Below are 24,274 nucleotides of genomic sequence, written 5' to 3' on the forward strand. Positions count from 1 at the left end.
GGCGCTGTCTCAACCTGAATTTGGCACTTCCGGGCCATTTCCCGGCCATTGCACCGCTAAAAACGGCGTGGCTTGGCACATTGCACCCCAAATACATAAAAAAGCCCCGCACTAGGCGGGGCTGAAAGTGATGAAAAACACAAAACAGACAATTACACACAACAAAGGCTCACACGCACAGTCAACCTTTCCCAAACCCGATGCGCCATCGCCCTTGGGAAAGGCGGGTCTTGCGACCCACCTCATGTTAACGGTTGACTGCTATCAGTTCAGTTCGGTGACGCGGCTGGTGCGCTTGCCATCGAAGCTGGTGGTACGCAGGTAGACCTTGCCATTCACGCTCGGCTTGGCCGCGGCGTCATAGGCACTCCAGTTGGTACCGTCCAAGCTGTACTGGATGGGCAGACCCGGCAGATCCACGTTCGCTTCCAGCACACCGTTCACTACCTTGGCACCCGGTACGGAGAGGCGGTATTCAACACCGGCCTGATCCAGTTTCGGCAGCACGCGCTGACCCAGTACGTTGGCAAACTGGTTCCACTCTTTGTTGAGGGTGGCCTTGTTGACGAACTTGGTCTCGCCGGAGAACTCACGACCCTTCACATAGTTCAGCTCGAAGCCACCTTTGTGCCAGGCACGCTCGGCCACGGAGAAGATACGCGGGTAGACCATGTACTCGTACTGAGCATCAGTACGCACGGTTTCACTCCACTGCTGACCGGAGATCCCCTTGAACTTGACCGGATCCTGGTCACCCTTGGCCACGAAGGCGTTGCCGTCGCGGTCAACCGAAGTCTCGGCGTTCTGCGGCAGGTTTTCCGGGGCGAAGGCGAACACCTTGCGAGTGTCGTTGAAACGGGTAGCCCAGTAGTAGCCACGCTCGGCCGGGTGGACCTCGTTCGGGAAGTCGAAGTAGAGGTAATCCGGGTTGGACAGCACCACTTGGTAACCCTTGTGCGCCCACTTCATCGCTTCGTTGAAGCCACCCCAGTAGAGGGTTTCCCAGAAGTTGACACGGGTGTTGTCGGTGGCGAAGTCCTTGGCACCGCTGGCGTACTTCAGACCATCTTCCCATGCCTGCAGGGTAGAGAAACCGCGGTCTTTGACCATCTGGCCCACTTCTTTGGCGAAGTAAACCGGCAGCTCACCCACTTCCTTGATCTTGCCTTCGTCGATCATCTTCTGGCACATCGGAGACTTGCCAAACGGCTTGTCCTGCTTGCTGGAGTCGACGTTGCCTTTCCAGGCGACCAGCTCTTCTTTCTTGGTGACGGCCGGATCCTGATAGCCACCGCCCTGCATGATGTTCTTCGCCTCATCACCACCGTAGTGCCATGCGGTCAGCGGCTGACCGGCGGCCTGGTGCATCTGGGCAACTTCATCCATTACCTTGGCCACGAAGGTGGCAGCACCCGGCTGGCAAGGGTTGATGAAGGACATCTTGTCGTAGAACTGGACCGAGGTGACGTTGGAGGTGTCAGCCGGATCAGTCAGACGGAACTGGTTGGCTTCCGCTTCTTTGCCTTCCGCCATCAGACGCTTGTAGCGCGCTTCCATGGAGACCACGGCAGCACGGGCGTGGGCCGGCATGTTGATCTCGGGGATCACGGTCACACCGCGGGCCTTGGCATAACGCACCAGATCCACGTAGTCAGACTTGCTGTAGAAACCGGAACCCTGGTTGTCGCTGGTCGGGCCGGAACCCAGTTGCGGCATCAGGCACTTGGTTTCGGACTCGTCGTGGCAACGCTGGCTACCGACCTGAGTCAGCTCCGGCAGACCCGGGATCTCCAGACGCCAGCCTTCATCGTTGGTCAGACCAAGGTGCAGCACGTTGAGCTTCATGGCAGACATCTGGTCAACCAGCTTCTTCATGGTATCCAGACTGCGGAAGTGACGGGCCACGTCGGTCTGCATGCCACGGTATTCAAAGCGCGGCGCATCCTCGACGGTCATCGGGCTCACCAGCTTGTCATCAACACCCAGCAGGGAGATCAGGGATTGTGCACCCCAGAATGCCCCGTCGATGTCGCGACCCTGGATCACTGTGCCCTTCTGACCGATGGTCATGTCATAGCCTTCAGCCTGCTTGAGCTTGCTGCCGAGCTTGATGGTCACCGGGTAGCCGGTGTCGGAGAGGGTAACACCCAGCTTGGTCAGTTGAGCCTTCAGGGCCTCGGCGCGATCGCTCGGCAAGTCCAGGGCATTGAGTTTGATGGTAGAGAAGTCAACCTGCGGACCAGCTTTGACCACCTGCTTCATCGGGGTCGGCAGGATCTGGTTGTCAATCTTGCCAGCCGGCAGCAGGGTGCTGGTCTGGTTGGCCGCGAAGCGGGTCTCGCTGTTCATCAGGATGTTCTTGTCATCCTTGGTACGCTTCCAGCCATCAGCCGGCATCGGCTTCTCGTAGGTGCTGGCATCATTGATGTTGCTCATGCTGGCCAGTACTTTCGGCTCGGCACCTTCGCTGGCGACATACCAGTTCGGCATGATGTCAGATTCGAACAGTACCCAGTATTCCACCACCAGCGGCACTTCGACCGTGGCATCCTTGGCAAAGCCCTGGAACTTCTCGGTTGGCGTCAAACGATAGAGATCGCCGGTCAGGTGAGTGATGGTGAACTGGTCGTTATCCACACGCTGGATACGACGGATGGAGGAGACGTAGATGCTCCAGTCTTTGGAGGTGACGTCCGCACCGGTATTGGTCAGGTGCAACTTGGCAACGCCACAGCTCGCCCACTCGGAACCGAGCGCCTGGCAATCGAGGCCGGCACCGGCACCGTCGTTGGTGACCACTTCATACTTGACCACCAGGTTGTTGGCGAGGGAGTCGACCACGGCCTGCTTGGCGGCATCGGCTGCCTGGACCTGGCTGACGAAAACGGTAGACATGGCAATGGCTAACAGAGAATGTTTCAAGTTCATAACTGCTGCTCTCATTTGAAGTAAAGGTTGGATTTTCTTGGCTTTTTTATATGGGGCCCCTGAGCGGGGCCCTTAGTTATGTCAACAATGGACTTAGACTTGAGGTGAGCGAGTCGCTCGATTAACGCAGGGCTTTCATCTCACCGGCGATGATTTCGGCCAATGGGCCCAGAATCACCTGCAGGTTCTGCTCACCGAGTTTGACCACACCGGCCGCACCCAGGGCTTTCAGCTTGCGCTCATCGACGATGCTGCGGTCTTTCAGAGTCAGACGCAGACGGGTGATGCAGGCATCGATGGAGACCAGGTTCTCTTGACCACCCAGCACTTCCAGGTATTGCTTGGCCAGCTCGGTACGGTTGGTAGATTGAGCGGCAGCCGGAGCACTATCTTCGTCATCTTCACGACCCGGGGTTTTCAGGTTCAGCTTGGCAATCACTACGCGGAACACGGTGTAGTAGAGGCCGAAGAAGACCAGACCCTGAGGGATCAGCATGTACCAGTTGGTCGCCAGCGGGTTACGGCTGGAGAGCACCATATCCACCAGACCGGCACTGAAACCGAAACCGGCCATCCACTGCATGGAGGCAGCGATGAACACGGAGATACCGGTCAGTACGGCGTGGATGACATACAGTACCGGCGCCACGAACATGAAGGAGAACTCGAGCGGCTCGGTGACACCGGTGAAGAAGGAGGCAAAGGCAGCTGCGATCATGATGGAGGCAACTTTCTCTTTGTTCTCTTTCTTGGCGGAGTGGTAGATGGCCAGCGCAGCACCCGGCAGACCGAACATCATGATGGGGAAGAAGCCAGCCTGGTACATACCGACCACGCCTTTCACCTGCTCCAGGCTCTTGCCAGCGGCCAGAGCGGCATCGATGGTAGCCTGACCACCCAGGAAGTTCGGGATGTCGTTGATACCGGCCACGTTGAACCAGAACACGGAGTTCAGGGCGTGGTGCAGACCGATCGGGATCAGCAGACGGTTGAAGAAGGCGTAGATACCGGCACCGGTAGAGCCCAGGCTCACGATGGACTCACCGAAGGAGACCAGACCACCGTAGATTGCCGGCCATACGGCCATCAGGATGAAGGATACGACGATCATCACCACGGAGGTTACGATCGGTACCAGACGACGACCGGAGAAGAAGGAGAGTGCCTTGTGCAGCTCGACGCTGCTGAAGCGGTTGTACAGCTCAGCGGCGATAACACCACACAGGATACCCACGAACTGGTTGCTGATCTTGGCAAACGCGGCAGGAACCTGCTCCACCGGGATGCTCTTGATCTGGGCCACAGCGCCCGGGCTCAGCAGGGTGGTAACGACCAGGAAGCCGACCAGACCAGCCAGAGCAGCAGAACCGTCTTTATCCTTGGACATACCGTAAGCGACACCGACTGCGAACAGTACGGACATGTTATCGATAATGGCTGCGCCCGCTTTAATCAGGAAGGCAGCCAGCGCACTGTCACCACCCCAACCATTCGGGTCAATCCAGTAGCCAACCCCCATCAGGATCGCGGCGGCAGGCAATACCGCTACCGGCACCATCAGGGCACGGCCGATCTTTTGCAAATAACCGAGAATGTTCACGGTTCCTCTCCTTAGTTAATGTTTTTCTAGAAATTAAGTGCTTATCACGTTTGACGCATAAGCCATCAAGGCTTGATTGGCAGTCTAGGGCTTTTATTTCGCTGCGCAAATTAATAAACCGATAATCGTGATCGTTATCACCCAAACAAGATAAAGGTGGTGGATAGATGTGGCTTAGTTCGCAATCTTTATTTACGCTATAAAACAACTTGAATCCGTCTTAGCCAATTGCCACCGCCAAACCGGTCGCAACCCGACACAGAGGTATCCCATATGCGCCTGATCCCGTTGAAATCTGCCAGCCAAGTAGGCCTGTGGTCTGCTCGTTACATCGTTGACCGCATCAACGCGTTCAAGCCGACCAGCGATCGCCCTTTCGTACTGGGCCTGCCCACCGGTGGCACTCCGCTCAATACCTACAAGCGCCTGATCGAGTTGCACAAAGCCGGTGAAGTGAGCTTCCAGAATGTGGTCACCTTCAACATGGACGAGTACGTCGGCCTGTCGGAAGATCACCCGGAGAGCTACCACTGCTTCATGCACAACAACTTCTTCAGCCACATCGACATTCGTCCCGAAAACATCAACATCCTCAACGGCAATGCCGAGGATCTGGTGGCCGAGTGCAAGCGCTACGAAGACAAAATCAAGTCCTACGGCAAGATCCACCTGTTCATGGGTGGCGTGGGTAACGACGGCCACATCGCATTCAACGAGCCGGCCTCTTCCCTCTCCTCCCGCACCCGGGTCAAGACCCTGACCGAAGACACCCGTATCGCCAACTCCCGCTTCTTCGGTGGCGACATGGAGCAGGTGCCCAAACTGGCCCTGACCGTGGGTGTCGGCACCCTGATGGATGCGGAAGAGATCATGATCCTGGTCACCGGTCACGGCAAGGCACTGGCCCTGCAGGCCGCCGTAGAAGGCAGCGTCAACCACATGTGGACCATCTCCACCCTGCAACTGCATCCGAAGGGAATGATGGTGTGCGACGAGCCCTCCACCATGGAGCTCAAGGTCAAGACCGTTCGCTACTTCCAGCAGCTGGAAGCCGCCAACATCGGCCGTCTGTAAGGAGTCGCCATGTACGCATTGACCAACTGCACCCTCTACACCGGCAGCTGCGTGCTGACCGGCTACGGGGTGCTTATCGAGGGCGACAAGATTGTCGCCATCTCTCACCTGGCCGAACTGCCTGCGGGCATCGAGCAGATTGACCTCAAAGGCGCCAATCTGACCGCCGGTTTTATCGATGTGCAGCTCAACGGCTGTGGCGGGGTGATGTTCAACACCGAGATCACGGTCGAGACCCTGGCAACCATGCAGGCGGCCAACCTCAAATCCGGTACCACCAGCTTCCTGCCGACCCTGATCACCAGTCCGGATGCGGATATGAAGCAGGCCGTTGCGGTGACCCGCGACTACATGGCTGCACACCCCAACGAGGTGCTGGGCGTCCATCTGGAAGGGCCTTACACCAACCTCAAGCGCAAGGGGATCCACCCTGCCGCGCAAATTCGCCAGCCAGCGGACGAGATGATCGACTTCTTCTGCGCCAACGCGGATGCCATCACCAAAATCACCCTGGCTCCGGAGCGCAACGAGCCGGCCCATATCCGCCGTCTGGTGGAAGCGGGCATTCTGGTCTCGGCCGGTCACACTGCCGCCAGTTACGATCAGGCGATGGCCGGGTTCGATAACGGTATTCGCTTTGCGACCCACCTCTACAACGCCATGACTCCGACCCTCAACGGTCGCGAGCCGGGCGTCGTGGGCGCCATCTACGATCGCAAAGATGTCTACGCGGGCATCATCGTCGATGGCCACCATGTGCACTGGGCCAACGTGCGTCTGGCTCACAAGGCGCTGGGGGAGCGACTGGTGCTGGTCACCGATGCCACCGCGGCAGCCGGAGCGCCGGAAGGCTTTGAGAAATTTGATTTTTGTGGCACCACCGTCTTTTTACGCGATGGTCAGTGTGTCGACGAGAATGGTACACTCGGCGGTTCCTCCCTCACCATGATTGAGGGGGTGGAAAATCTGGTCAAGCAGGTCGGATTACCGCTCGATGAAGCACTGAGAATGGCCAGCCTCTACCCCGCTCGCGCCATTGGATGGGACTCACGTCTCGGTAGTATCCAGGTCGGTAAAGTAGCCAACCTCACTGTCTTCGATCAGGACTTCACGGTCCGTGGGACCGTGGTTAACGGACACTACACACAACAGTGACATCATGACTGGCGGACAAATAGCAAACGTAGATCTTATCAAGCAGGTCAACAGTGCAGCCGTGTATCGGCTCATCGACCTGCAAGGCCCCATCTCCCGGGTCAAGATTGCCGAGTTGAGTCAGCTGGCCCCGGCCAGCGTGACCAAAATAACCCGGCAACTGATCGAGCATGGCCTGATCAAGGAGACCTCTCCGCAAGCCTCAACCGGCGGGCGGCGTGCCATCTCCCTGACCACCATCAAACATCGCTTTCAGTTTGTCTCTGCCAAGCTGGGCCGCGGCTACCTGCAACTGAGTCTCTATGACCTCGATGGCAAGGAGCTCGACCAGCACGTCATTCAGGTGACCGAGATCGACCAGCAACCCGTGGTCGACATGCTGCTGCGGGAGATTGGCGCCTTTATCGATGCCAACCGCGAACGCTGTCGCAACCTCATCAGCATCGCGCTGACCATGCCGGGTCTGGTCAACCCGGAATCCGGCATGGTCATCTACACCCCCAAGTACCAGATCCGTAATCTGGGGTTGGCGAAGCTGCTTGAGAACCACTTCAACCTCCCCTGCTACGTGGGCAACGACACTCGCTCTCTGGCACTGGCCGAACACTTCTTCGGCGAGTCCCGCGACTGCATGGACTCCATTCTGGTGAGTGTTCACCAAGGGACGGGCTCCGGGATCATCACCAAGGGTCAGGTGTTCCTCGGTCAGAACCGCAACGTCGGCGAGATCGGCCATATTCAGGTCGAGCCGCTCGGCAAGCGCTGCCACTGTGGCAACTTCGGCTGCCTCGAGACCATCGCCTCCAACGAAGCGATCATCGACAAGGTGAAGGAGCTCATCAGCCGCGGCCACCAGAGCGCGCTGCAAGAGAAGCACATCACCATTCAGGAGGTGTGCAAGGCGGCGCTGGCAGGCGATGAACTGGCCCGCAGCGTCATCGAGAACGTGGGTGAGCATCTGGGACGAGCGGTGGCCATCACGGTCAACCTGTTCAACCCGCAGAAGGTACTGATCGCCGGCGAAATCACCGCCGCCGAAGAGATCCTCTTCCCGGCCATCCGTCGCTGTGTCGAGCATCAATCCCTGCCGAGCTTCCACCGTGGCCTGCCCATCGTGAAAGCCCGCTTCCAGAACCAGCCGACCTATGGCGGCTTTGCGCTGGTCAAGCGCGCCCTGCTGGAAGGGGATCTGCTGCAGATCATCATGGAGCAGAAGTAAGACACTGATCTTGCGAGATAACAAAACGGCAGCCAGTGGCTGCCGTTTTCTATTGTGTGCTTGCTGGCGGTTTAGCCCGCCCGACATGGCTTGAACAGATCCAGCTTGTTGTCGTACACACGGGTCTGCACATCCATGATCCCCAGTATGGAGTGGAACAGGTTATCGTGGGAGAAGCGCTGGCTGCTCGCCTCCGCCGCCAGGCAACCCATATCCAGCTGGCGATCGGCCTGTAACTGAGGCGAGAACCAAGTCAGCAGCGGCACCCGGGTCTGATCATCCGGCGCAAACTTGTAGGGCGTGCCGTGCAGATAGAGCCCCATGGCCCCAAGGGATTCGCCATGATCGGAGAGATAGACCAGCCCCACATCGTACTGGCTCTCCAGCGACTTGAGCTTGTCGATCAGTAGCCCCACCACCTTGTCGGTGTAGCGGATGGTGTTGTCATAGGTGTTGACCAGCTCTTCGTTGCTGCAGTTTTCAATGTCGCTACGCGGGCAGTCCGGCATAAAGACGCGCTCGCTGGCAGGGTAACGACGAAAATAGGTCGGACCATGGCTGCCCATCAGGTGAAAAGCCACCAACTTGTTGCCCTTCATGCCTGCAATCTGCTGATCCAGCCCCTCCAGCAACACCTCATCATAGCAAGACTCCCCCTGACAGAGCGCAGGATAGGATTTGGGAAGGATCTCGATGGTCGGCACATTGCGGCACACCCCTTTGCAGCCGCCATCGTTCTCTTTCCACAACACCGAGATCCCGGCATGTTGCAGCACATCGAGCAGGCCGTCACGGGAGCTGGCAAGCTGGTCATCGTAGCCACGGCGCGTGAGGTTGGAGAACATGCAGGGCACCGAAACGGCGGTTGCTGTACCGCAGGAGCGCACATCCCTGAACGACACCACTCCCTGCTCTTTTGCCGTAAAGCTGTTGGTCGCCTTGCCATACCCGTTAAGGGAGTAGTTCTGGCTGCGCGCCGTCTCCCCCACCACCAGGAACATCAAAGTCGGCTTGCTTCCCCGGGCCACCACCCTGGCATCGGTCCCCAACTGCTGGTAAGGGATCGGCGTGGCAAACAGCACATCCCGCCCATATTTGTAGAGGCCGTGCACATAGTTGGCGGGCACAATCTCTTTGGCCAGCGACTTGTTGTTGCGCCCGACCGAGGCGTAATCCTGATAGTAAAGTGACGCGACGCCCCCTATAAACAGCAGAGAGATAGCCAGTGCACCAGCCCGCCACGCCAACCCCTGATACCAGCGAGCCGGATAGCGGATCCGCAGCGACCAGAGCACCAGAACAGGCAGCAGCCCGGTCAGCAGAAACCAGAGTGCAACTGAGCCATTCAAATAGGCCCCCGCCTCACCACTGTTGGTCTCCACTATGTTCTGGATCATGCCTGCATCAAAGATGACGCCGTATTTGAGCATGGCGTAGCTGACGATGGAGCCAGTCAGAATGAGCACGGTAAAAAAGGGCTTGAGCACAAACCGGAACGTGAAGGGAATAAACACGGCATTGAGCGCCGCGATCAGCACCAGCGGGATCGAGATGGCAAATCCGGCTTTGACATGGGTCAGGGCGCTGAGCACCGTATAGAAATGCAAAAAGATTGGCCAATTCAGTACCAGGGCGAAAAAGAGTACCAGCAACAGATTGGTCTGCAGTACACCGAGAGTTACACGCATAAACAACTCCTACATACCGGCCTGCAGTGCAGCAGGCCGGCCAAGCCAACAAAAACGACGGGGCCAGCGTAGGAAGTAAAACTTAAGCGCGAATTAAGAGGAGAAGCACGGCGCTCGTGCGCCCCATCACAGCACGGGGTGCTCCGCTGCCCCGAAATGGATTTTTAGTTGTCTATCCATCGGATTTTGCTAGCTTGTTGAGTAGGCATTCACGAAATGCAGGTTAACCGATGGCACTGATCCAAGCCTCGATAGAGCAATTGAGAGTAGGCCACTATATCCATCTCCCCACGGGATGGACTAACCACCCGTTTATGTTCAATACCTTCAAGATCAAGGACCAGCAGCAACTCGACATTCTCCGTCATCTTGATCTCACCCTGCTGATGGTCGACCCCGACAAGAGCGATCTGCCCATCGAGCCGCTGCTGCGCGGCGATATCCCGGATGCCGGGCCTGACCTTGATGAGTTGGAAGAGCTGATTGCCTCGGGCCCGCCCCCCTTTGACGAAAAGGCCTTTCGCCGCTCCATGCGCGCCGCTGACAAAGCCTTTGGCCAATCCATGAGCGAGCTGCGCGATGCACTCGGGGCGCTGAACCTCAAACCGGATGAAGGGCTGGCCAATACCGCCCAGATCGTCCGCAATGCCGCCTTCACCCTCAGTCAGCATGAAGGGCCTCTCGGGCTCCACCTTATTCGCAGCCCCCACACCGATATCCTGCTGCAGCACAGCCTCAACGTCGCCTTTATCGCCATGCTGATGGCCCGCGAACTCGGCATGAACCCCATCGAGATTGAGGAGACGGGACTTGCGGGACTTATCCACGACATAGGTGAACTGAAAATTCCCAGCCAGATCACCCAAAAGCGTGGTGAGCTAAACAAGGCCGAGCAGAACTTCCTCAAGATGCATCCCCAGTACGGATTTGACATGCTGAACCAACTCAATGCCTTTGAGCCCAAAATTCGTCAGGTAGCCCATCTGCACCACGAACGGCTCGACGGCAGCGGTTATCCGCTGGGGATCAAGGGGGGGGAGATCCCGCCGCTGGCGCGGCTGATCGGACTGGTCGACTTCTACGACGAGCTGCTTCATCCCCGCAACAGTGGCACGCCGGCGGCACCGAGTCAGGCCATCAGCCAGCTCTACAAGTTATCCCAGAAGAAGTTCGACCAGAATCTGGTCAAGTTGCTAGTCAAGGTGCTGGGGGTCTACCCACCGGGCTCCCTGGTGAAACTCTCCGACGAGAGCATTGCGCTGGTGCTCTCTACCGAACCCACCATGCCCCTCAAGCCGAAGATCCTGCCCTATATCAAGGCCCAGCGGCCGGAAGCGGTCGCCATGATCGATCTGCGGGAAGATGAACGCACCATCAGTGCCTTTATCAAACAGGAGGAACTGGATGAGGGACAGCGGCAGTTCTTCAATCTGACCCGCCGCTTCTGTTACTACTTTGCATTCTGAGTTATCCCCAGAAGCTGGGGATAACTCATTGGACAAACCGGAATAATTGCACGAATCCCCACCAACAAGTTGCCATCTGATCATGTATAAAAAACGCCCAGCCAAGGGGCTGGGCGGAGCATGCCACCTCCGTGTGGCGTATCCAGCGGATACATTCATGCTCCATCCATCAATATCAACCCGCTGCCGCTTACACAAATATCAATTTAACATGCTGATTTAATATGGTTTTATCCACTTGTTCTGGCAAACTGGCGTCCCGTTGCGCCCAGTTGGGCCAACAGAACAAGATCCTGATCACACTTATTCACGGGCTGGCTATTTTTTCAGCTGGCTTATGAGGAGCGTTTTTTATGCAGTTGGTCCTCTCCTTGCTGCAACAGATGAGCGTCAGCCTGGTGATCGCCTATCTCTTCTCGAAAAGCCCGCTGCTGCGCCCGCTTGCCAACTATTCCGTGAGACTACCTCACAAGATACTGATATACATCATCTTTTCCAGCTTTTGTATCCTCGGCACCTATGTGGGCCTCGATATCGACGATGCCATCGCCAACACCCGGGCGGTCGGCGCCGTCTTGGGGGGATTATTGGGGGGGCCGCTGGTGGGCTTTCTGGTGGGGCTGACCGGCGGCCTGCACCGCTATACGCTGGGGGGATTTACCGATCTCGCCTGCGCCATCTCCACCACCTGTGAAGGGCTGCTCGGGGGCATAGCGCACTGGCGACTGATGCGCTCGGGGCGAACGGATGCCCTGTTTGAACCACGCATCGCCTTCTTTACCACCCTCTACGCCGAGATCATGCAGATGGTGATCATCCTGCTGGTGGCGACCCCGTTCGACAAATCCCTGCTGCTGGTACGCACCATCGCCACCCCGATGATTCTGGCCAACTCCTGCGGCGCGGCGCTCTTCATCAGCATGATCCGCGACCAGCAGCGGATGTATGAGAAGTTCTCCCGGGTTTTCTCCGCCAAGGCGCTCAATATCGCCAACCGCACAGTGGGGATCATGAGTCAGGGCTTTACCCCGGAGGCGAGCAACAAGATTGCCCGCATCATTCAGGAAGAGACCGGCGTGGGGGCTGTCGCCATCACGGACACCGAGCAGATCCTCGCCTTTATCGGCACCGGCGAAGATCACCATCTGCCGGGTACCCCCATTGCGTCAGCCATCACCATGCAGGCCATCGCCCAGAACAAGGTGCTGTTTGCCGATGGCAACAGCCAGCCCTATCGCTGCAGCCTCTCCTCCGCATGCCAGCTGGGCTCGGTGCTGGTGATCCCGCTGCAGGGGGACAAAGGAGTGATCGGCACCATCAAACTCTACGAGCCGAAGAAGCGGCTGTTTCTCAAGATCAACCACACCCTGGGGGAAGGGATTGCCAACCTGCTGTCACAACAGTTGCTGGCCGGCCGGCTGGAGCAACATCAGCGGCTGCTGGTGCAGTCCGAGTTGAAACTTATCCAGGCCCAGATCAACCCCCACTTTCTGTTCAACACCCTCAACACCATCAGTGCCATCACCCGGCGTGATCCGGACAAGGCGCGAGACCTTCTGCTGCATCTTTCGCTGTTCTTTCGCAAGAACCTCAAGCGACAGAGCGGCCTTGCGACCCTGCAGGAGGAGCAGGAGCACTGCCAATCCTATCTGGAGATCGAGCTGGCCCGCTTTGGCGATCGGCTGACGGTGATAAACGAGATCCCGCCCCATCTGGCCACACTGCGACTGCCCAGCTTCACCCTGCAACCGTTGATCGAGAATGCCATCAAGCACGGCATCTCGACTCTGCTGGAGCAGGGGCGTATTCGCCTCTGGACCGATGAGCATCCCACCAGCGTCACTATCCACGTGGAAGATAATGCAGGCACCTGGCAAGCACACCCCGCTGGCGACGGTTTGGGCATGACCATTGTCGATCGGCGACTGAAAAGCGCCTTTGGCGAGCGCTATGGCGTGACTATTGCCTGCGAGCCTGAACAATGGACCCGGGTCTCGTTCACCATCCCCAAGGAGCAACCATGATCCGCACCCTGATTGTCGATGACGAACACTATGCCCGCGAAGAGCTGAGGCAGCAGCTGGCCTGCGATCCTGCCATCGAGATCGTGGGGGAAGCGGCCAACGCCATCGAGGCGCTGCCGCTTATTCAGCGCCTCAAGCCTGATGTGGTGTTCCTCGATATCCAGATGCCCAAGCTGAGCGGCATGGAGCTGGTCGCCATGCTCGACCCCCTGCCCCGCATCGTCTTTGTCACCGCTTTTGACGAATATGCCATCCAGGCATTTGAAGAGAACGCCTTCGACTACCTGCTAAAACCGGTGGAGCCCGCCCGGCTCGCCAAGACCCTCGCTCGCCTCAAGCAGGATATCTCCCCGCAGCCCATCGAGCGGCTGGCCCCGACTATCGAACATATTCCGGGCTATCTGCACAATCGGGTCAGGCTGCTGCCCATCGCGCAGGTGGAGTATGCCTTCTCCGATCTGGGCGGGGTCCATGTGGCCTGTCAGGGCGAGCTGTTCCACACCCAGCTCACCCTCAAATCCCTGGAAGAAAAGAGCCCGCTGCTGCGCTGTCACCGCCAGTATCTGGTCTCCCCCAACGCCATCTTCGAGATCCGGCTGCTGGATAACCAGCTGGCAGAGATTGTCACCCCGAGCGGCGCCCGGGTGCCGGTCAGTCGTCGCTATCTCAAGGAGCTTAAAGATCAGCTGGGGCTGGACTGAGCCGCGGAGTGTGCGCCTGATCACAGCCGCCGACCGCTCGGCGCGCCAAAGCGCCGTTCGGGGAGTTTCACCTGCCAGTCAGGCGCAACCGTTTTAGACTCGCTCTGCACACTAAAAAATAACAATGCAGGAGCGTAGCAATGATCTGGTTCTTCCTCTGTGTCGGCTTACTTGTGGCCGGCTACTTCATATACGGCAAATTCATCGAACGGATATTCAGCCCGAAACCCGAGCTAAAAACCCCCGCCATCACCATGGCTGACGGGGTGGACTATGTCCCGATGTCGGACAAGAAAGTCTATCTGGTTCAACTGCTCAACATCGCAGGCGTTGGCCCCATCTTCGGCCCCATTCTGGGTGCCCTCTATGGCCCGGTCGCCATGCTCTGGATCGTCTTTGGCTGCATCTTCGCCGGTGCGGTACATGACTACTTCTCCGGCATGCTGTCGGTACGCGCCAAGGGGGCCTCGGTGCCAACCGTGGTCGGTGAGCATCTGGGCACCGCCGCCAAGCACTTCATGAACCTGTTTGCTGTGGTACTGCTGATGCTGGTGGGCGTGGTATTCGTGCTGAGCCCGGCAGGGCTGCTCGCCAACCTCACCTCCACCGATCTGGTCTACTGGATCGTGGCAATTTTTGCCTACTACATCCTCGCGACCATAGTCCCCATCGACAAGATCATCGGCCGCTTCTACCCCATCTTCGGGGCCCTGCTGGTCTTCATGTCGGTCGGCCTCATCGTTGGCCTGATCGCCTCCGGCAAAGGCTTCTACAACACCGGGATGGACTTCTCCAACCGGCACCCGACCGAACTGCCGCTGTGGCCGCTGCTCTTCATCACCATCGCCTGTGGCGCGGTATCGGGCTTCCACGCCACCCAGTCACCGCTGATGGCGCGCTGCATGCAGAACGAAAAATCCGGCCGCTTCATCTTCTACGGTGCAATGATCGGTGAAGGGATCATCGCCCTTATCTGGTGCACCCTGGGTCTCTCCTTCTACGACAGCACCGAAGCGCTCAACGCCACCATGGCCAACGGCGGCCCGGCAGCCGTGGTACACGAAGTCTCCACCAGCCTGCTCGGCACAGTCGGCGGCATTCTGGCCATCCTCGGCGTGGTGATCCTGCCCATCACCTCCGGTGACACCGCGTTTCGCAGTGCTCGCCTGATCGTGGCGGACTTCCTGAAGATGACCCAGAAACCGCTGGCCAAGCGTCTGCTGATCGCCATCCCCATGTTTATCCTTGGTTTCATCATCTCCAAGGCTGAGTTCGGGGTGATCTGGCGCTACTTCGGCTGGGCCAACCAGACCACCGCCGTCATCATGCTGTGGGCCGCTGCCGCCTACCTCATTAAAGAGGGCAAGCTGCACTGGATCTGCACCATTCCCGCCATGTTCATGACTGCTGTCGTGATTACCTATCTGGCCAACGCCCCCATCGGGTTCGGGCTGGAGATGGGGACCTCCACCATCATCGGCTTGACTGCAACGGCTGCCATTACCGTGGCCTTCCTGATGAAGTTCCGCCAGCCGCTGGTCAGCAGTACCAGCGAAGGGTAAAAACAGCAAAAAATGCAGCGAAAGCAGCACAAAAAAGGCGCCTGATGGCGCCTTTTTTAATGACAAAAAGACTAATAATGCAACTATTGAACGGCTTCAGCTTCAATACAGCGAATAGCTTTAAGATTCCGGGCGAACTGACGATAAATGTGTGATTCTTAATTGCTTTAGTGCTTGTTGGAACCAATGATTAAGCTGTGCGTCATGCCAGTGGAGGTTATAAATGGCCCTTGATTATTTTGCACTTGGTCTGCTCGTCTTTGTCGGGCTGGTCATTTTTTATGGAGTCATCGTTATCCACGATATTCCTTACGAGATTGCCAAACATCGGAATCACCCTCATCAGGATGCCATTCACGTGGCAGGTTGGGTCAGCCTGTTTACCCTGCATGTGCTGTGGCCCTTCCTCTGGATCTGGGCAACCATCTATCGCCCCGATCGCGGCTGGGGCTTTAGCCAGCGCCTGCAAAAAGATGAAGAGGAGCTGGCGGCCCTCAAGCAGGAGTTGGCGGATCTGAAGAGCCGTATCAACACTATCGAAGAGAGTGAGCAACAGGGATAAACCATGGACCTGCTACTGATCCTGACCTACACGGCGCTGTGTGTCGCCATATTCAAAATTTTCCGCATCCCGCTCAACAAGTGGACCGTCCCCACCGCAGCACTGGGCGGCGTGCTGCTCATCGGCACCCTGATCATGCTGATGAACTACAACCACCCCTACTCCGAGATGGCGCGTAACTACTACGTCTCCACCCCCATAGTGCCGCTGGTCAAGGGCCGGGTCGTTGAGGTTCCGGTGCAGGCCAACCAGCCGGTGAAAAAAGGGGATGTGCTGTTTCGCCTCGATGACGAGCCGTTTCGCCTGAAAGTGGATAGCCTCACCGCACGACTCGAGTCAAACCGCGAACACCTCAAATCGATCGAGGCGAGACTGCGCTCCGCCAGGCTGGACAGAGATCGCGCCAGCGACCTGATGCGCCGTGGCGTGGGCAAGCAACGTGACCTCGACGTCACCCAGGCCAACGTGGACGACATTGTGGCCCAGATTGACCAGCAGAAAGCCACCCTGAACGATCTGCAGGCCCAGCTGATGGAAGCCAAGTACCAGCAGTCACAAACCGTGGTCTATGCCCCGAGCGATGGCCATGTGGTGCAATTGGCCCTGCGCCCCGGCATGATCGCCACCCCCTTCATGTATCGTCCGGTGATGACCTTCATCCACAAGGATGACACCGCCTACGTCGGCTGGTTCTGGCAGAACAGCATGCAGCGACTGGCGGTGGGCGATGAGGCCGAAGTGGTGATCGATGGCGTACCCGGCAAAATCTTCAAAGGCAAGGTGACCGCCGTGGTTCCGGCCATTGCAGCCGGTAACGTGCAGGCCAACGCCGGTCTGCTGGATCAGACCACGGCGGTGCGTCCGGGTCGCCTGCCGGTAGTCATCTCCATTACCGACCCCGAGTGGGCCAAGTATCAGATGATTGCCGGTGCCAGCGGGCAGGCTGCGGTCTACACCCAGTACTTCCACCATGTATCTGTGATGCGCAAAGTGCTGCTGCGCATGGCAAGCTGGATGAACTACATCTTCCCGTTCCATTGATCAGCAACCAAGCACCCTGCGGGCCGGCATCATGCCGGCCCGCTGTTTTTGTGGCGGCAAGCACCCTATAATGGCGCCACCCTGCGCCGTACCATGCCAAAATGCCACGCCCCCATGTTCGTTCTCAGACCCTATCAGACCGACGCCGTCAACGCCGTGATCAGCCACTTTCGCAAACACCCGGATCCCGCCGTGGTAGTGCTGCCCACCGGGGCTGGCAAGAGCCTGGTGATCGCCGAGCTGGCCCGCAAGGCGCGTGGTCGGGTACTGGTGCTGGCCCACGTCAAGGAGCTGGTGGAGCAGAACCACGCCAAGTACGAGGCGTGGGGGCTCAAGGCCGACATCTTCGCCGCCGGTCTGGATCGCAAGGAGGCGAGCGCCCAGGTGGTGTTCGGCTCGGTGCAGTCGGTCGCCCGCAATCTGGATGCCTTCGACAGCGCCTTCTCGCTGCTCATCATCGACGAGTGCCATCGGGTCTCGCTCGATGATGACAGCCAGTACCATCAGGTGATCGACCATCTCAAGGCTGCCAATCCGGCCCTCAAGATCCTCGGCCTCACCGCCACCCCCTATCGGCTCGGGCTGGGCTGGATCTACCGGCGCCACTACCACGGCATGGTCAAAAGCCACGGCGAGCGGCTGTTCGGCGACTGCGTGTTCGAGCTGCCCCTGCGCTTTATGGTCAAAAACGGCTACCTGACCCCACCGCGCATGGTGGATGCCCCCATCGTCCACTACGACTTCAGCAAGTTGGTGGCGCGGGAGAACGGCCTCTTTAGCGAGGCGGATCTCAACGGCGAGCTCAAGCGCCAGCAGCGGGTCACCCCCCATATCCTGAGTCAGGTGCTGGAGTATGCCGCCGACCGGCAGGGGGTGATGATCTTCGCCGCCACCGTCGAACACGCCCGCGAAATTCACGGTCTGCTTGGCGCCAGGGGCCAGCTGGCGGCCCTTATCACCGGCGAGACACCGGGGCCGGAGCGCGATGCCCTCATCAACGCCTTCAAGGCGCGGGAGCTCAAGTTTCTGGTCAACGTGGCGGTGCTCACCACCGGCTTCGATGCCCCCCATGTCGATCTTATCGTGATGCTGCGCCCCACCGAGTCGGTCTCGCTCTATCAGCAGATCGTCGGGCGGGGCCTGCGCCTCTCGCCGGGCAAGGAGGATTGTCTGGTGCTCGACTATGCGGGCAACAACTTCAACCTGTTTGCCCCCGAAGTGGGGGAGCCCCGCCCCCACGCCGGTACCGAGCCGGTACAGGTGCCCTGCCCCGCCTGCGGTTTTGCCAACACCTTCTGGGGCAAGACCGACGAGGATGGCAAGGTGATCGAGCACTACGGCCGCCGCTGTCAGGGGCTGTTTGAAGATGATGAGGGTAACCGCGAGGAGTGTGATTTCCGCTTTCGCGCCAAGATCTGCCCCGGCTGCGGTGCGGAGAACGACATCGCCGCCCGCCGCTGCCAGAGCTGCGATCAGCTGTTGGTCGACCCTGACGACAAGCTCAAAGAGGCGCTCAATCTCAAGGATTGCATGGTGATCCGCTGCGCCGGTTTGACCCTCACAGCAGGGCGCGGCAAACAGGGTGAGCGGCTGGAGGTGACCTACCACGATGAGGATGGGCTGACCCTCAGTGAATACTTCGGATTTCACTCCCCGGGCGCACGGCGCTTGTTTCAACAGCACTTTGTGCGTCATCATTGGCCAGCCCCGGGGCTGGAGCCCGAATTTGCCACCCTGGCGAGCGTGCTGGCCGCGCAAAGCCAGTTCCGTCATCCGGATTTTGTCATCGCCCGCAAATCGGGTCGCTTCTGGCAGATAAAAGAGAAAATTTTTGATTATGAGGGTCGCTATCGCACCGCCAACTCGATGACATGATGGCGACCGGCATACATGGCATGAATTGCGTTATCCCGTCGATCCCGCATCGGCGGGTTGAATTATCAGGGTCGGCACCACTGCCGGGCCCTTCGTCACGTTAGAGGATGTTATGCAGCGGCTGTTGATTGGTTTTTGTGCTCTCTTTTCTTCTCTGGCGGCTCATGCCGCCCCGCTGACGCCCCCTCAGGGTGGCCAGTACGCCATCATGGTGCAGGGCAATAACGGCGTCGAGTTCGCCCGCCACGCCGATCAGATGATCGTCCCCGCCTCCACCATGAAGGTGCTCACCGCGCTGGCGGCCCGCCTCGAGCTGGGTGCCGACTTCCGCTTCGCCACTGACATTCAGGCCCAACCCGGTGCCAAACAGGGTGACACCATCAACGGCGATATCTGGATCAACTTCGTCGGCGACCCCACCCTCTCCCGGATGGATCTGCTGGCCCTGTTCAAACAGCTCGGCGTCACCAGCATCAATGGCAATGTCTACGTCAACACCGGCGCCTACAACGGCTACGAGCGCGGCAACGGCTGGTCGTGGGGGGATCAGACCCTCTGCTTCGCCGCTCCTGTCTCCTCGGTCATCATCGACAAGAACTGCGCCTACGGCACCATCACTGCCACCCAGATTGGCAAACCGGCGGTGGGCAATGTGGCTACCGGCGTCCCCATCGGCATCGGTGCCGACAACGTGGAAGTGATGAGCTATGGCGATATGGCGCGCCAGTTCTGCGCGCTGGAAGTGGACATGGCCAAGGGCAACTTCTACGAGCTCAAGGGCTGCATTACTCCGAACAAGGAGCCGCAGGGACTGCGTTTCGCCATTCACGATGTGGAAGCCTGGGGTTGGGACAACATCCGCTGGGCGATGAACCGTGCCGGTATCAAGCATGACGGCCTGCTGCGGGTCACCCACAAGGCCCCTGAGGGGGCTGAAACCCTCGGCACCCACTACTCGGTCTCCCTGCCGGTGATGCTCGCCAAGATGCTGAAGAAATCGGACAACCTCTACGCCGACACCTTCCTCAAAACCGTGGGCCGTCACTACTACAACAAGCCGGGCAGCTATCGCAGTGGCACCATGGCAGTGCGCGCCATCCTGACCAAGAACGGCATCGATCTGGGCAACGCCACTCTGGCAGACGGCTCCGGTCTCTCCGCTCACAATCTCATCAGCGCCCGTCAGATGATGTCGGTGCTCAACTTCATCCAGAAAAATGATGCCGAACTTGGCCTGATCAAGCTGCTGCCAAGCTCCCAGGTGGATGGCACTCTGGCGTGGCGCCGCAGCGTCACAGCCCCCATGATGAAGAACAAGGTGCACGCCAAGACCGGCACCATCACCGGCACCTCCAATCTGGTGGGCTTTATAGACACGGCAGGCGGCCAGCGCAAGGCGTTCGTAATGTTCCAGCGTGGCCTGTCCCAAGATCCGGCCACCCATGAGCGCTACCGTGCCAGCAAGGCGCCGTGGCCCTGGACTGTCTTCGAGAAGGGGGTGCTGGAGAGCATCTATCAGCAGCAGCCGATCCAGATCGCCGATGAGAGCTGAGCCAATAGGCCCGCTCGAATCACGGTATCGATAATTTCGGCTTCAAGTCGCCACGAGGCAGGGCTATGCTGTTGCCTGCCTCATATCAACGGCCATACAAAAACGGCTTAAAAACGGAGAGAAAATATGTTTGCAGTGATTTTTGGTCGCCCGGGTTGCCCCTACTGTGTCCGTGCCGTACAGATCGCCGAGCAGCTGACCGAACAGCGCGATGACTTCAAATTCCGCTACGTGGATATCCATGCCGAAGGGATCACCAAAGAAGATCTGGCCAAGAGCGCCGGCAAGCCGGTCAATACCGTGCCGCAGATCTTCCTGGACGAGCAGCACATCGGTGGCTGCACCGATTTCGAAGCCTACGCCAAAGCGAATCTGGGTCTCTACCAGTAATGCCTGTGGGTCATCCCGAGCGGGTTGACCGTCAGATCGTATAAAAAATCCGGCGCCATCAGGCGCCGGATTTTTTTATGGGCAACACGCACACATCATTCCCGATCAGGGAGTCACAGACTGGGATCAGGGAGTCACAGACTGGGCGGCAAAGCGCGCAATGATGGGGTTGTGATCCGAACTGTCGGTGGCCGGTGAGCTCACCTCGACCAAATCCAGATTGCGGTAGTAGAGGTGATCCAGCGGGCGACCGAAGGCAGTGCGGCGCAAATCAGGCACCGGCACGGCCTCTTGCAGCCCCAGCTCGTCCACCAATTTGCTTAACCAGAACTGGCGCTTGTCACTCCAGGTGTTGAAATCACCGGCCAGGATCACCGGCCCCTGATGGCGGCGCACCAGCGCAGTCAAATCGTTGAGCTGCTCGCGGAAGGTCGCCATCCCCAGCTCGAAATTGACCGCATGGATATTGATCACCATGACGCCGTCAGGATCGCCCTGCAGCGGATAGAGGCTCACCAGCCCGGATTTGGGAATGCGCAGCAAAGGCTCGGGGGAGCGCACGCCACAGACGAACGCCTGCGGAGTCTTGGCCACCGTCATCACCCCGAACGACACGCCGCCCTGGGTGAAGGCTTGCAGCTGTTGCCACTGGAAATCACCGGCGCGCAGCCAGTCGAGCATATCGGGACGAGTGGCCGACTCTTGCAGCAGCACCAGATCCTGCCCCTTGGCATAACTGTCCATCCCTTCACGCCAGTTCTTACGCTGGCCCTTGTAGAGATTCCACACCGTCACCCCGAATTCACGGGGCAGCGCCGTGGTCGCCAACGCTACCAGCGGCGGACGCTGGCAGTCGAGTCCCGGCACAATCCCTTGAGCTGTGACCAGATGGTTCTGATCCGGCACCTCAAAACAGCCTACCAACCCCAGGGTCAGCAGGGAGGTGCCAAGAATGCGATAACTATTTTTCATTGGCTAACAACCGCCCGCCTTTGCTTTTTGTTGCGACCATCACAAACGTCATCCACGCCGACTAAGCTGATAGTCCCTGTTCCACCCAACCAGAAGGACCTTGTCTCATGGCGAAAGAACTTCGGTACAACGTGACGTTTTATGATCAACAAGGAAATTGTCATCAAGTGGAGCTGGCCACCGTCTATCAGATAAGACGGGACCCTCAATGCGATCTCTGCCTGTTTGACACCCTGCAATATGTGGGCTCGGAAGAGATGCTGGAACGCATGATACGGCAAAAAACCGGGCTTGAGCAGGAAATATCCATCATCAATGCCCGGCTGATTTAATCAGGCACTCACCGGAACCGGGCGGGATTTGCCCTGCTCGTCGATGGCGACATAGGTGAAGATCCCCTCGGTCACACAGTAACGCTGGGCATCATTTTCCCGCAGTACCGGCTTGACCCACACCTCCAGCTTGAGCTTCATGGAGCTGCGGCCGATCTTCATGCAGCGGCCGTAGCAGCAGACCACATCGCCCACCTTGACCGGACTGTGAAAGGTCATGCCTTCGACGGATACGGTACAAATACGTCCTTTTGCCAGCTCCTTGGCCATAATGCCCCCACCTATATCCATCTGGGACATGATCCAGCCACCAAAGATGTCGCCATTGGGGTTGGTATCGGCTGGCATTGCCAGGGTTCTCAGCAACAACTCCCCATCGGGGTGACGTTTTGTATCTACCATCATTACCGCCTCTCTCTCATGGATGGCGGCATGATAGGGGGCGATCACCCCCTTGGCAAACCTCAATTACCCGAGGCGGCGAGCTCGGCAAACCAGTGGGCCGGATCGGGCCAGCGATAGTTGAATCCCATCTGCTGGCAAATCAGCTGACCATCGATGGGCTGAAATTCACCGGCAGGCTCGATAAAGACCGGCACAGGCAGCCCCTGCTGGCGCGCAGCAAAGGGGTAAAACTGCTCGCGGCGCGGATGCACAGGCGCGCTCAGGTTGAACACATCCCCGTCCTTGCCCCGCTCCAGCAGCAACATACAAGCCGCCACCACATCGTCCAGATGAACCAGATTGACCGACTGGGCGCCGCCATCGAGCGTCTTGCCCGCCAGGAAACGGCCGGGATGGCGATCCGGACCATAAAGGCCGGAGGGGCGCACTATCATCACCGTCTCGAAACCGGCCGCCAGCACCGCCTGCTCCGCCGCCAGCATCCGCTCGCCACGGGCATGGCGCGGTTGGGGTTGTTCACCCTCCTGCTGCCCCGCGCCCCATACCGAGGTGGCGCTGACAAACAGCACCCGCCGGGTGCCATTCGCTTTGGCCAACGCGCAGGCCTTTGCCACCGCCTGCGGGTAGTCATCGGTCTTGCTGGGCGGCACACAGATCACCAGACTCTCGCTGGGGATGGGCCATGCATCCGACATATGGGCAGAAATCGTCAGCGGATGGGCGTTGATCCCCTCCCCCCGCAGATGGGCCGCCTTCTCGGCGCTGCTGACCGTCACCGCTACCGGCTTGCCTGCCGCCAGCAGGACCCGCGCCAGCGGCAGCCCGAGCCAACCCGCCCCCAGAATGCCGATCGTCCCGGCGAAATGTTGCTCTGTCATCGTCCCTTCTCCTGCTTGACGCTATTTGCCCCGCAGCTTACCTGCCTTGGTAGGAAAAGAAAGCCTTAGATTACAGATGGATAAAAGCCGCCAAAATGGAGCGTCTTATATTAAGTGTATGGAGATGGTATTCAAGTGTCAGGCCTCTATACCCCCTCACTTCATTTTTATTAATCTAGTTCCAGTTTTTCGCCATATATTAATACCCTGCCAAAATTTAAAGTCAAAAAATATAGTATTAACTGACATTACCACACACACATTTCATTAAATATTACTTTCCAAACACCCAAGTAGAGCGAGTTCTCACTTTACTCTTGGGAGCTACATAAGTTGGTCCTTTGAAGTTATTTTTGCACTTTCTGCAACTCCACAAGTCGTTATCCCCCCCCTGTAAACGAATCAATTTATGCTCATCATCAAAACAAGGTTGGCAAAAGGGCCCATCATCGTCTTGCCCCTCTTTCGGGAATTCAGATAATAAGTGCGACACTCATGGATGAATGGCGAGAGGTGACCAACTGCTGATTGGTGGTACCCTTCTGCTCGCCAAAGTAAAAGCAGTATCACCATGAGCTATCAGCAGTTGACCGAGGGGCAACGATACCAGTTATCGGTGCTTCGCGCACAGGGGATGTCCATCCTTGCCACCGCACGCGCCATTGGCGTTCATCGCTCCACCCTCTACCGGGAGCTGCGTCGTAACGCCGGGCCGCAGGGCTACCAGCCAGACAATGCGCATCAGCACGCCACCCACCGACGGGCCAGTGCGGCCAAATCTCGGCTATCTGCCGATGTCATCCAGTTTGTCGAGCTGACACTCGCCTGGTGGTGGAGCCCGGAGCAGATA

The 24,274-nt window shown here is 58.4% G+C and carries 20 protein-coding genes; 14 read left to right on the forward strand and 6 right to left on the reverse strand.

From position 1 onward, the window contains the following. Positions 1 to 264 precede the first annotated feature (264 nt). Positions 265 to 2,928 (reverse strand): beta-N-acetylhexosaminidase, encoded by a 2,664-nt coding sequence (locus AB5Y97_RS08730; RefSeq protein WP_005334304.1) that lies wholly within the window; start codon positions 2,926 to 2,928, stop codon positions 265 to 267. Positions 2,929 to 3,049: 121 nt separating this feature from the next. Beyond that, positions 3,050 to 4,528 (reverse strand): N-acetylglucosamine-specific PTS transporter subunit IIBC, encoded by a 1,479-nt coding sequence (gene nagE, locus AB5Y97_RS08735; protein WP_005359399.1) that lies wholly within the window; start codon positions 4,526 to 4,528, stop codon positions 3,050 to 3,052. A 273-nt stretch (positions 4,529 to 4,801) separates the two neighbouring features. On the opposite strand from nagE, the gene nagB reads away from it, so the two are divergent. Genes nagB through AB5Y97_RS08750 form a run of 3 tightly spaced genes read left to right on the forward strand, consistent with a single transcriptional unit; the run spans position 4,802 to position 7,976 of the window. Continuing rightward, the gene (nagB, locus tag AB5Y97_RS08740) at positions 4,802 to 5,602 is read left to right on the forward strand and encodes a glucosamine-6-phosphate deaminase (RefSeq protein ID WP_368157611.1); all 801 of its coding nucleotides are present in this window, start codon (positions 4,802 to 4,804) and stop codon (positions 5,600 to 5,602) included. 9 nt (positions 5,603 to 5,611) lie between these two features. After that, on the forward strand, positions 5,612 to 6,757 hold the full coding sequence (nagA, locus tag AB5Y97_RS08745) for an N-acetylglucosamine-6-phosphate deacetylase (RefSeq protein ID WP_064336859.1): 1,146 nt from the start codon (positions 5,612 to 5,614) through the stop codon (positions 6,755 to 6,757). 4 nt (positions 6,758 to 6,761) lie between these two features. Beyond that, positions 6,762 to 7,976 carry an ROK family protein gene (locus AB5Y97_RS08750; protein WP_005334312.1) on the forward strand — a complete coding sequence of 405 codons (1,215 nt, stop codon included), beginning with the start codon at positions 6,762 to 6,764 and terminating at the stop codon, positions 7,974 to 7,976. Between the two features lie 71 nt (positions 7,977 to 8,047). On the opposite strand, the gene AB5Y97_RS08755 is transcribed toward AB5Y97_RS08750, so the two are convergent. Beyond that, positions 8,048 to 9,664 (reverse strand): phosphoethanolamine transferase, encoded by a 1,617-nt coding sequence (locus AB5Y97_RS08755; protein WP_368157613.1) that lies wholly within the window; start codon positions 9,662 to 9,664, stop codon positions 8,048 to 8,050. A 230-nt stretch (positions 9,665 to 9,894) separates the two neighbouring features. Here AB5Y97_RS08755 and AB5Y97_RS08760 point away from each other — a divergent pair, with 230 nt between their 5' ends. The 9 genes from AB5Y97_RS08760 (at position 9,895) to AB5Y97_RS08800 (ending at position 20,837) form a co-directional block, all read left to right on the forward strand. Beyond that, positions 9,895 to 11,130: an HD-GYP domain-containing protein gene (locus AB5Y97_RS08760; RefSeq protein WP_201945524.1), complete on the forward strand. Its 1,236-nt coding sequence runs from the start codon at positions 9,895 to 9,897 to the stop codon at positions 11,128 to 11,130. Positions 11,131 to 11,483: 353 nt separating this feature from the next. Next, entirely contained in the window at positions 11,484 to 13,154 is a 1,671-nt protein-coding gene (locus AB5Y97_RS08765; RefSeq protein ID WP_201945527.1) for a sensor histidine kinase, read from the forward strand. Then, positions 13,151 to 13,855 (forward strand): two-component system response regulator BtsR, encoded by a 705-nt coding sequence (btsR, locus tag AB5Y97_RS08770; RefSeq protein WP_005350523.1) that lies wholly within the window; start codon positions 13,151 to 13,153, stop codon positions 13,853 to 13,855. The genes AB5Y97_RS08765 and btsR overlap by 4 nt, the downstream gene beginning before the upstream one ends. Positions 13,856 to 13,995: 140 nt before the next feature. Beyond that, positions 13,996 to 15,417, forward strand: a complete 1,422-nt coding sequence (locus AB5Y97_RS08775) for a carbon starvation protein A (RefSeq protein WP_368157615.1) — start codon at positions 13,996 to 13,998, stop codon at positions 15,415 to 15,417. A 223-nt stretch (positions 15,418 to 15,640) separates the two neighbouring features. Then, positions 15,641 to 15,979, forward strand: coding sequence for a DUF3302 domain-containing protein (locus AB5Y97_RS08780; protein ID WP_201945529.1), 339 nt, complete (start codon positions 15,641 to 15,643; stop codon positions 15,977 to 15,979). 3 nt (positions 15,980 to 15,982) lie between these two features. Continuing rightward, positions 15,983 to 17,020 (forward strand): HlyD family secretion protein, encoded by a 1,038-nt coding sequence (locus tag AB5Y97_RS08785; RefSeq protein ID WP_201945532.1) that lies wholly within the window; start codon positions 15,983 to 15,985, stop codon positions 17,018 to 17,020. 114 nt (positions 17,021 to 17,134) lie between these two features. Beyond that, positions 17,135 to 18,895 carry a DEAD/DEAH box helicase gene (locus AB5Y97_RS08790; RefSeq protein WP_201945534.1) on the forward strand — a complete coding sequence of 587 codons (1,761 nt, stop codon included), beginning with the start codon at positions 17,135 to 17,137 and terminating at the stop codon, positions 18,893 to 18,895. 112 nt (positions 18,896 to 19,007) lie between these two features. Further along, positions 19,008 to 20,447, forward strand: a complete 1,440-nt coding sequence (gene dacB, locus AB5Y97_RS08795; RefSeq protein WP_201945535.1) for a D-alanyl-D-alanine carboxypeptidase/D-alanyl-D-alanine-endopeptidase — start codon at positions 19,008 to 19,010, stop codon at positions 20,445 to 20,447. Positions 20,448 to 20,573: 126 nt separating this feature from the next. Then, on the forward strand, positions 20,574 to 20,837 hold the full coding sequence (locus AB5Y97_RS08800) for a GrxA family glutaredoxin (protein WP_005337870.1): 264 nt from the start codon (positions 20,574 to 20,576) through the stop codon (positions 20,835 to 20,837). 126 nt (positions 20,838 to 20,963) lie between these two features. Here the strand turns inward: AB5Y97_RS08800 and AB5Y97_RS08805 are convergent, their stop codons facing one another. After that, the gene (locus AB5Y97_RS08805; protein ID WP_005350508.1) at positions 20,964 to 21,809 is read right to left on the reverse strand and encodes an endonuclease/exonuclease/phosphatase family protein; all 846 of its coding nucleotides are present in this window, start codon (positions 21,807 to 21,809) and stop codon (positions 20,964 to 20,966) included. A gap of 107 nt (positions 21,810 to 21,916) precedes the next feature. Between AB5Y97_RS08805 and AB5Y97_RS08810 the strand changes: the two genes are divergently transcribed. Beyond that, entirely contained in the window at positions 21,917 to 22,141 is a 225-nt protein-coding gene (locus AB5Y97_RS08810; RefSeq protein WP_005337874.1) for a hypothetical protein, read from the forward strand. On the opposite strand, the gene yciA is transcribed toward AB5Y97_RS08810, so the two are convergent. Beyond that, positions 22,142 to 22,546, reverse strand: coding sequence for an acyl-CoA thioester hydrolase YciA (gene yciA / locus AB5Y97_RS08815; RefSeq protein ID WP_005337875.1), 405 nt, complete (start codon positions 22,544 to 22,546; stop codon positions 22,142 to 22,144). A gap of 59 nt (positions 22,547 to 22,605) precedes the next feature. Beyond that, positions 22,606 to 23,424 (reverse strand): SDR family oxidoreductase, encoded by an 819-nt coding sequence (locus AB5Y97_RS08820; protein WP_201945537.1) that lies wholly within the window; start codon positions 23,422 to 23,424, stop codon positions 22,606 to 22,608. 571 nt (positions 23,425 to 23,995) lie between these two features. Between AB5Y97_RS08820 and AB5Y97_RS08825 the strand changes: the two genes are divergently transcribed. Beyond that, a partial coding sequence (locus AB5Y97_RS08825; RefSeq protein WP_368157254.1) for a transposase occupies positions 23,996 to 24,274 on the forward strand: 279 nt, incomplete at its 3' end.

The sequence above is a fragment of the Aeromonas sp. R10-2 genome (genome assembly GCF_040908445.1).
Lineage (GTDB): Bacteria > Pseudomonadota > Gammaproteobacteria > Enterobacterales > Aeromonadaceae > Aeromonas > Aeromonas veronii.

Excerpts from the sequence above, each read along its gene's own strand:
- nagA (WP_064336859.1), top strand. The coding sequence starts at position 5,612 with ATGTACGCATTGACCAACTGCACCCTCTACACCGGCAGCTGCGTGCTG.
- AB5Y97_RS08765 (WP_201945527.1), top strand. The coding sequence starts at position 11,484 with ATGCAGTTGGTCCTCTCCTTGCTGCAACAGATGAGCGTCAGCCTGGTG.
- btsR (WP_005350523.1), top strand. The coding sequence starts at position 13,151 with ATGATCCGCACCCTGATTGTCGATGACGAACACTATGCCCGCGAAGAG.
- nagB (WP_368157611.1), top strand. The coding sequence starts at position 4,802 with ATGCGCCTGATCCCGTTGAAATCTGCCAGCCAAGTAGGCCTGTGGTCT.
- AB5Y97_RS08755 (WP_368157613.1), bottom strand. The coding sequence starts at position 9,664 with ATGCGTGTAACTCTCGGTGTACTGCAGACCAATCTGTTGCTGGTACTC.
- AB5Y97_RS08805 (WP_005350508.1), bottom strand. The coding sequence starts at position 21,809 with ATGAAAAATAGTTATCGCATTCTTGGCACCTCCCTGCTGACCCTGGGG.
- AB5Y97_RS08780 (WP_201945529.1), top strand. The coding sequence starts at position 15,641 with ATGGCCCTTGATTATTTTGCACTTGGTCTGCTCGTCTTTGTCGGGCTG.
- AB5Y97_RS08730 (WP_005334304.1), bottom strand. The coding sequence starts at position 2,928 with ATGAACTTGAAACATTCTCTGTTAGCCATTGCCATGTCTACCGTTTTC.
- yciA (WP_005337875.1), bottom strand. The coding sequence starts at position 22,546 with ATGATGGTAGATACAAAACGTCACCCCGATGGGGAGTTGTTGCTGAGA.
- AB5Y97_RS08790 (WP_201945534.1), top strand. The coding sequence starts at position 17,135 with ATGTTCGTTCTCAGACCCTATCAGACCGACGCCGTCAACGCCGTGATC.
- AB5Y97_RS08750 (WP_005334312.1), top strand. The coding sequence starts at position 6,762 with ATGACTGGCGGACAAATAGCAAACGTAGATCTTATCAAGCAGGTCAAC.
- AB5Y97_RS08785 (WP_201945532.1), top strand. The coding sequence starts at position 15,983 with ATGGACCTGCTACTGATCCTGACCTACACGGCGCTGTGTGTCGCCATA.
- AB5Y97_RS08775 (WP_368157615.1), top strand. The coding sequence starts at position 13,996 with ATGATCTGGTTCTTCCTCTGTGTCGGCTTACTTGTGGCCGGCTACTTC.
- AB5Y97_RS08760 (WP_201945524.1), top strand. The coding sequence starts at position 9,895 with ATGGCACTGATCCAAGCCTCGATAGAGCAATTGAGAGTAGGCCACTAT.
- AB5Y97_RS08820 (WP_201945537.1), bottom strand. The coding sequence starts at position 23,424 with ATGACAGAGCAACATTTCGCCGGGACGATCGGCATTCTGGGGGCGGGT.
- dacB (WP_201945535.1), top strand. The coding sequence starts at position 19,008 with ATGCAGCGGCTGTTGATTGGTTTTTGTGCTCTCTTTTCTTCTCTGGCG.
- AB5Y97_RS08800 (WP_005337870.1), top strand. The coding sequence starts at position 20,574 with ATGTTTGCAGTGATTTTTGGTCGCCCGGGTTGCCCCTACTGTGTCCGT.
- AB5Y97_RS08810 (WP_005337874.1), top strand. The coding sequence starts at position 21,917 with ATGGCGAAAGAACTTCGGTACAACGTGACGTTTTATGATCAACAAGGA.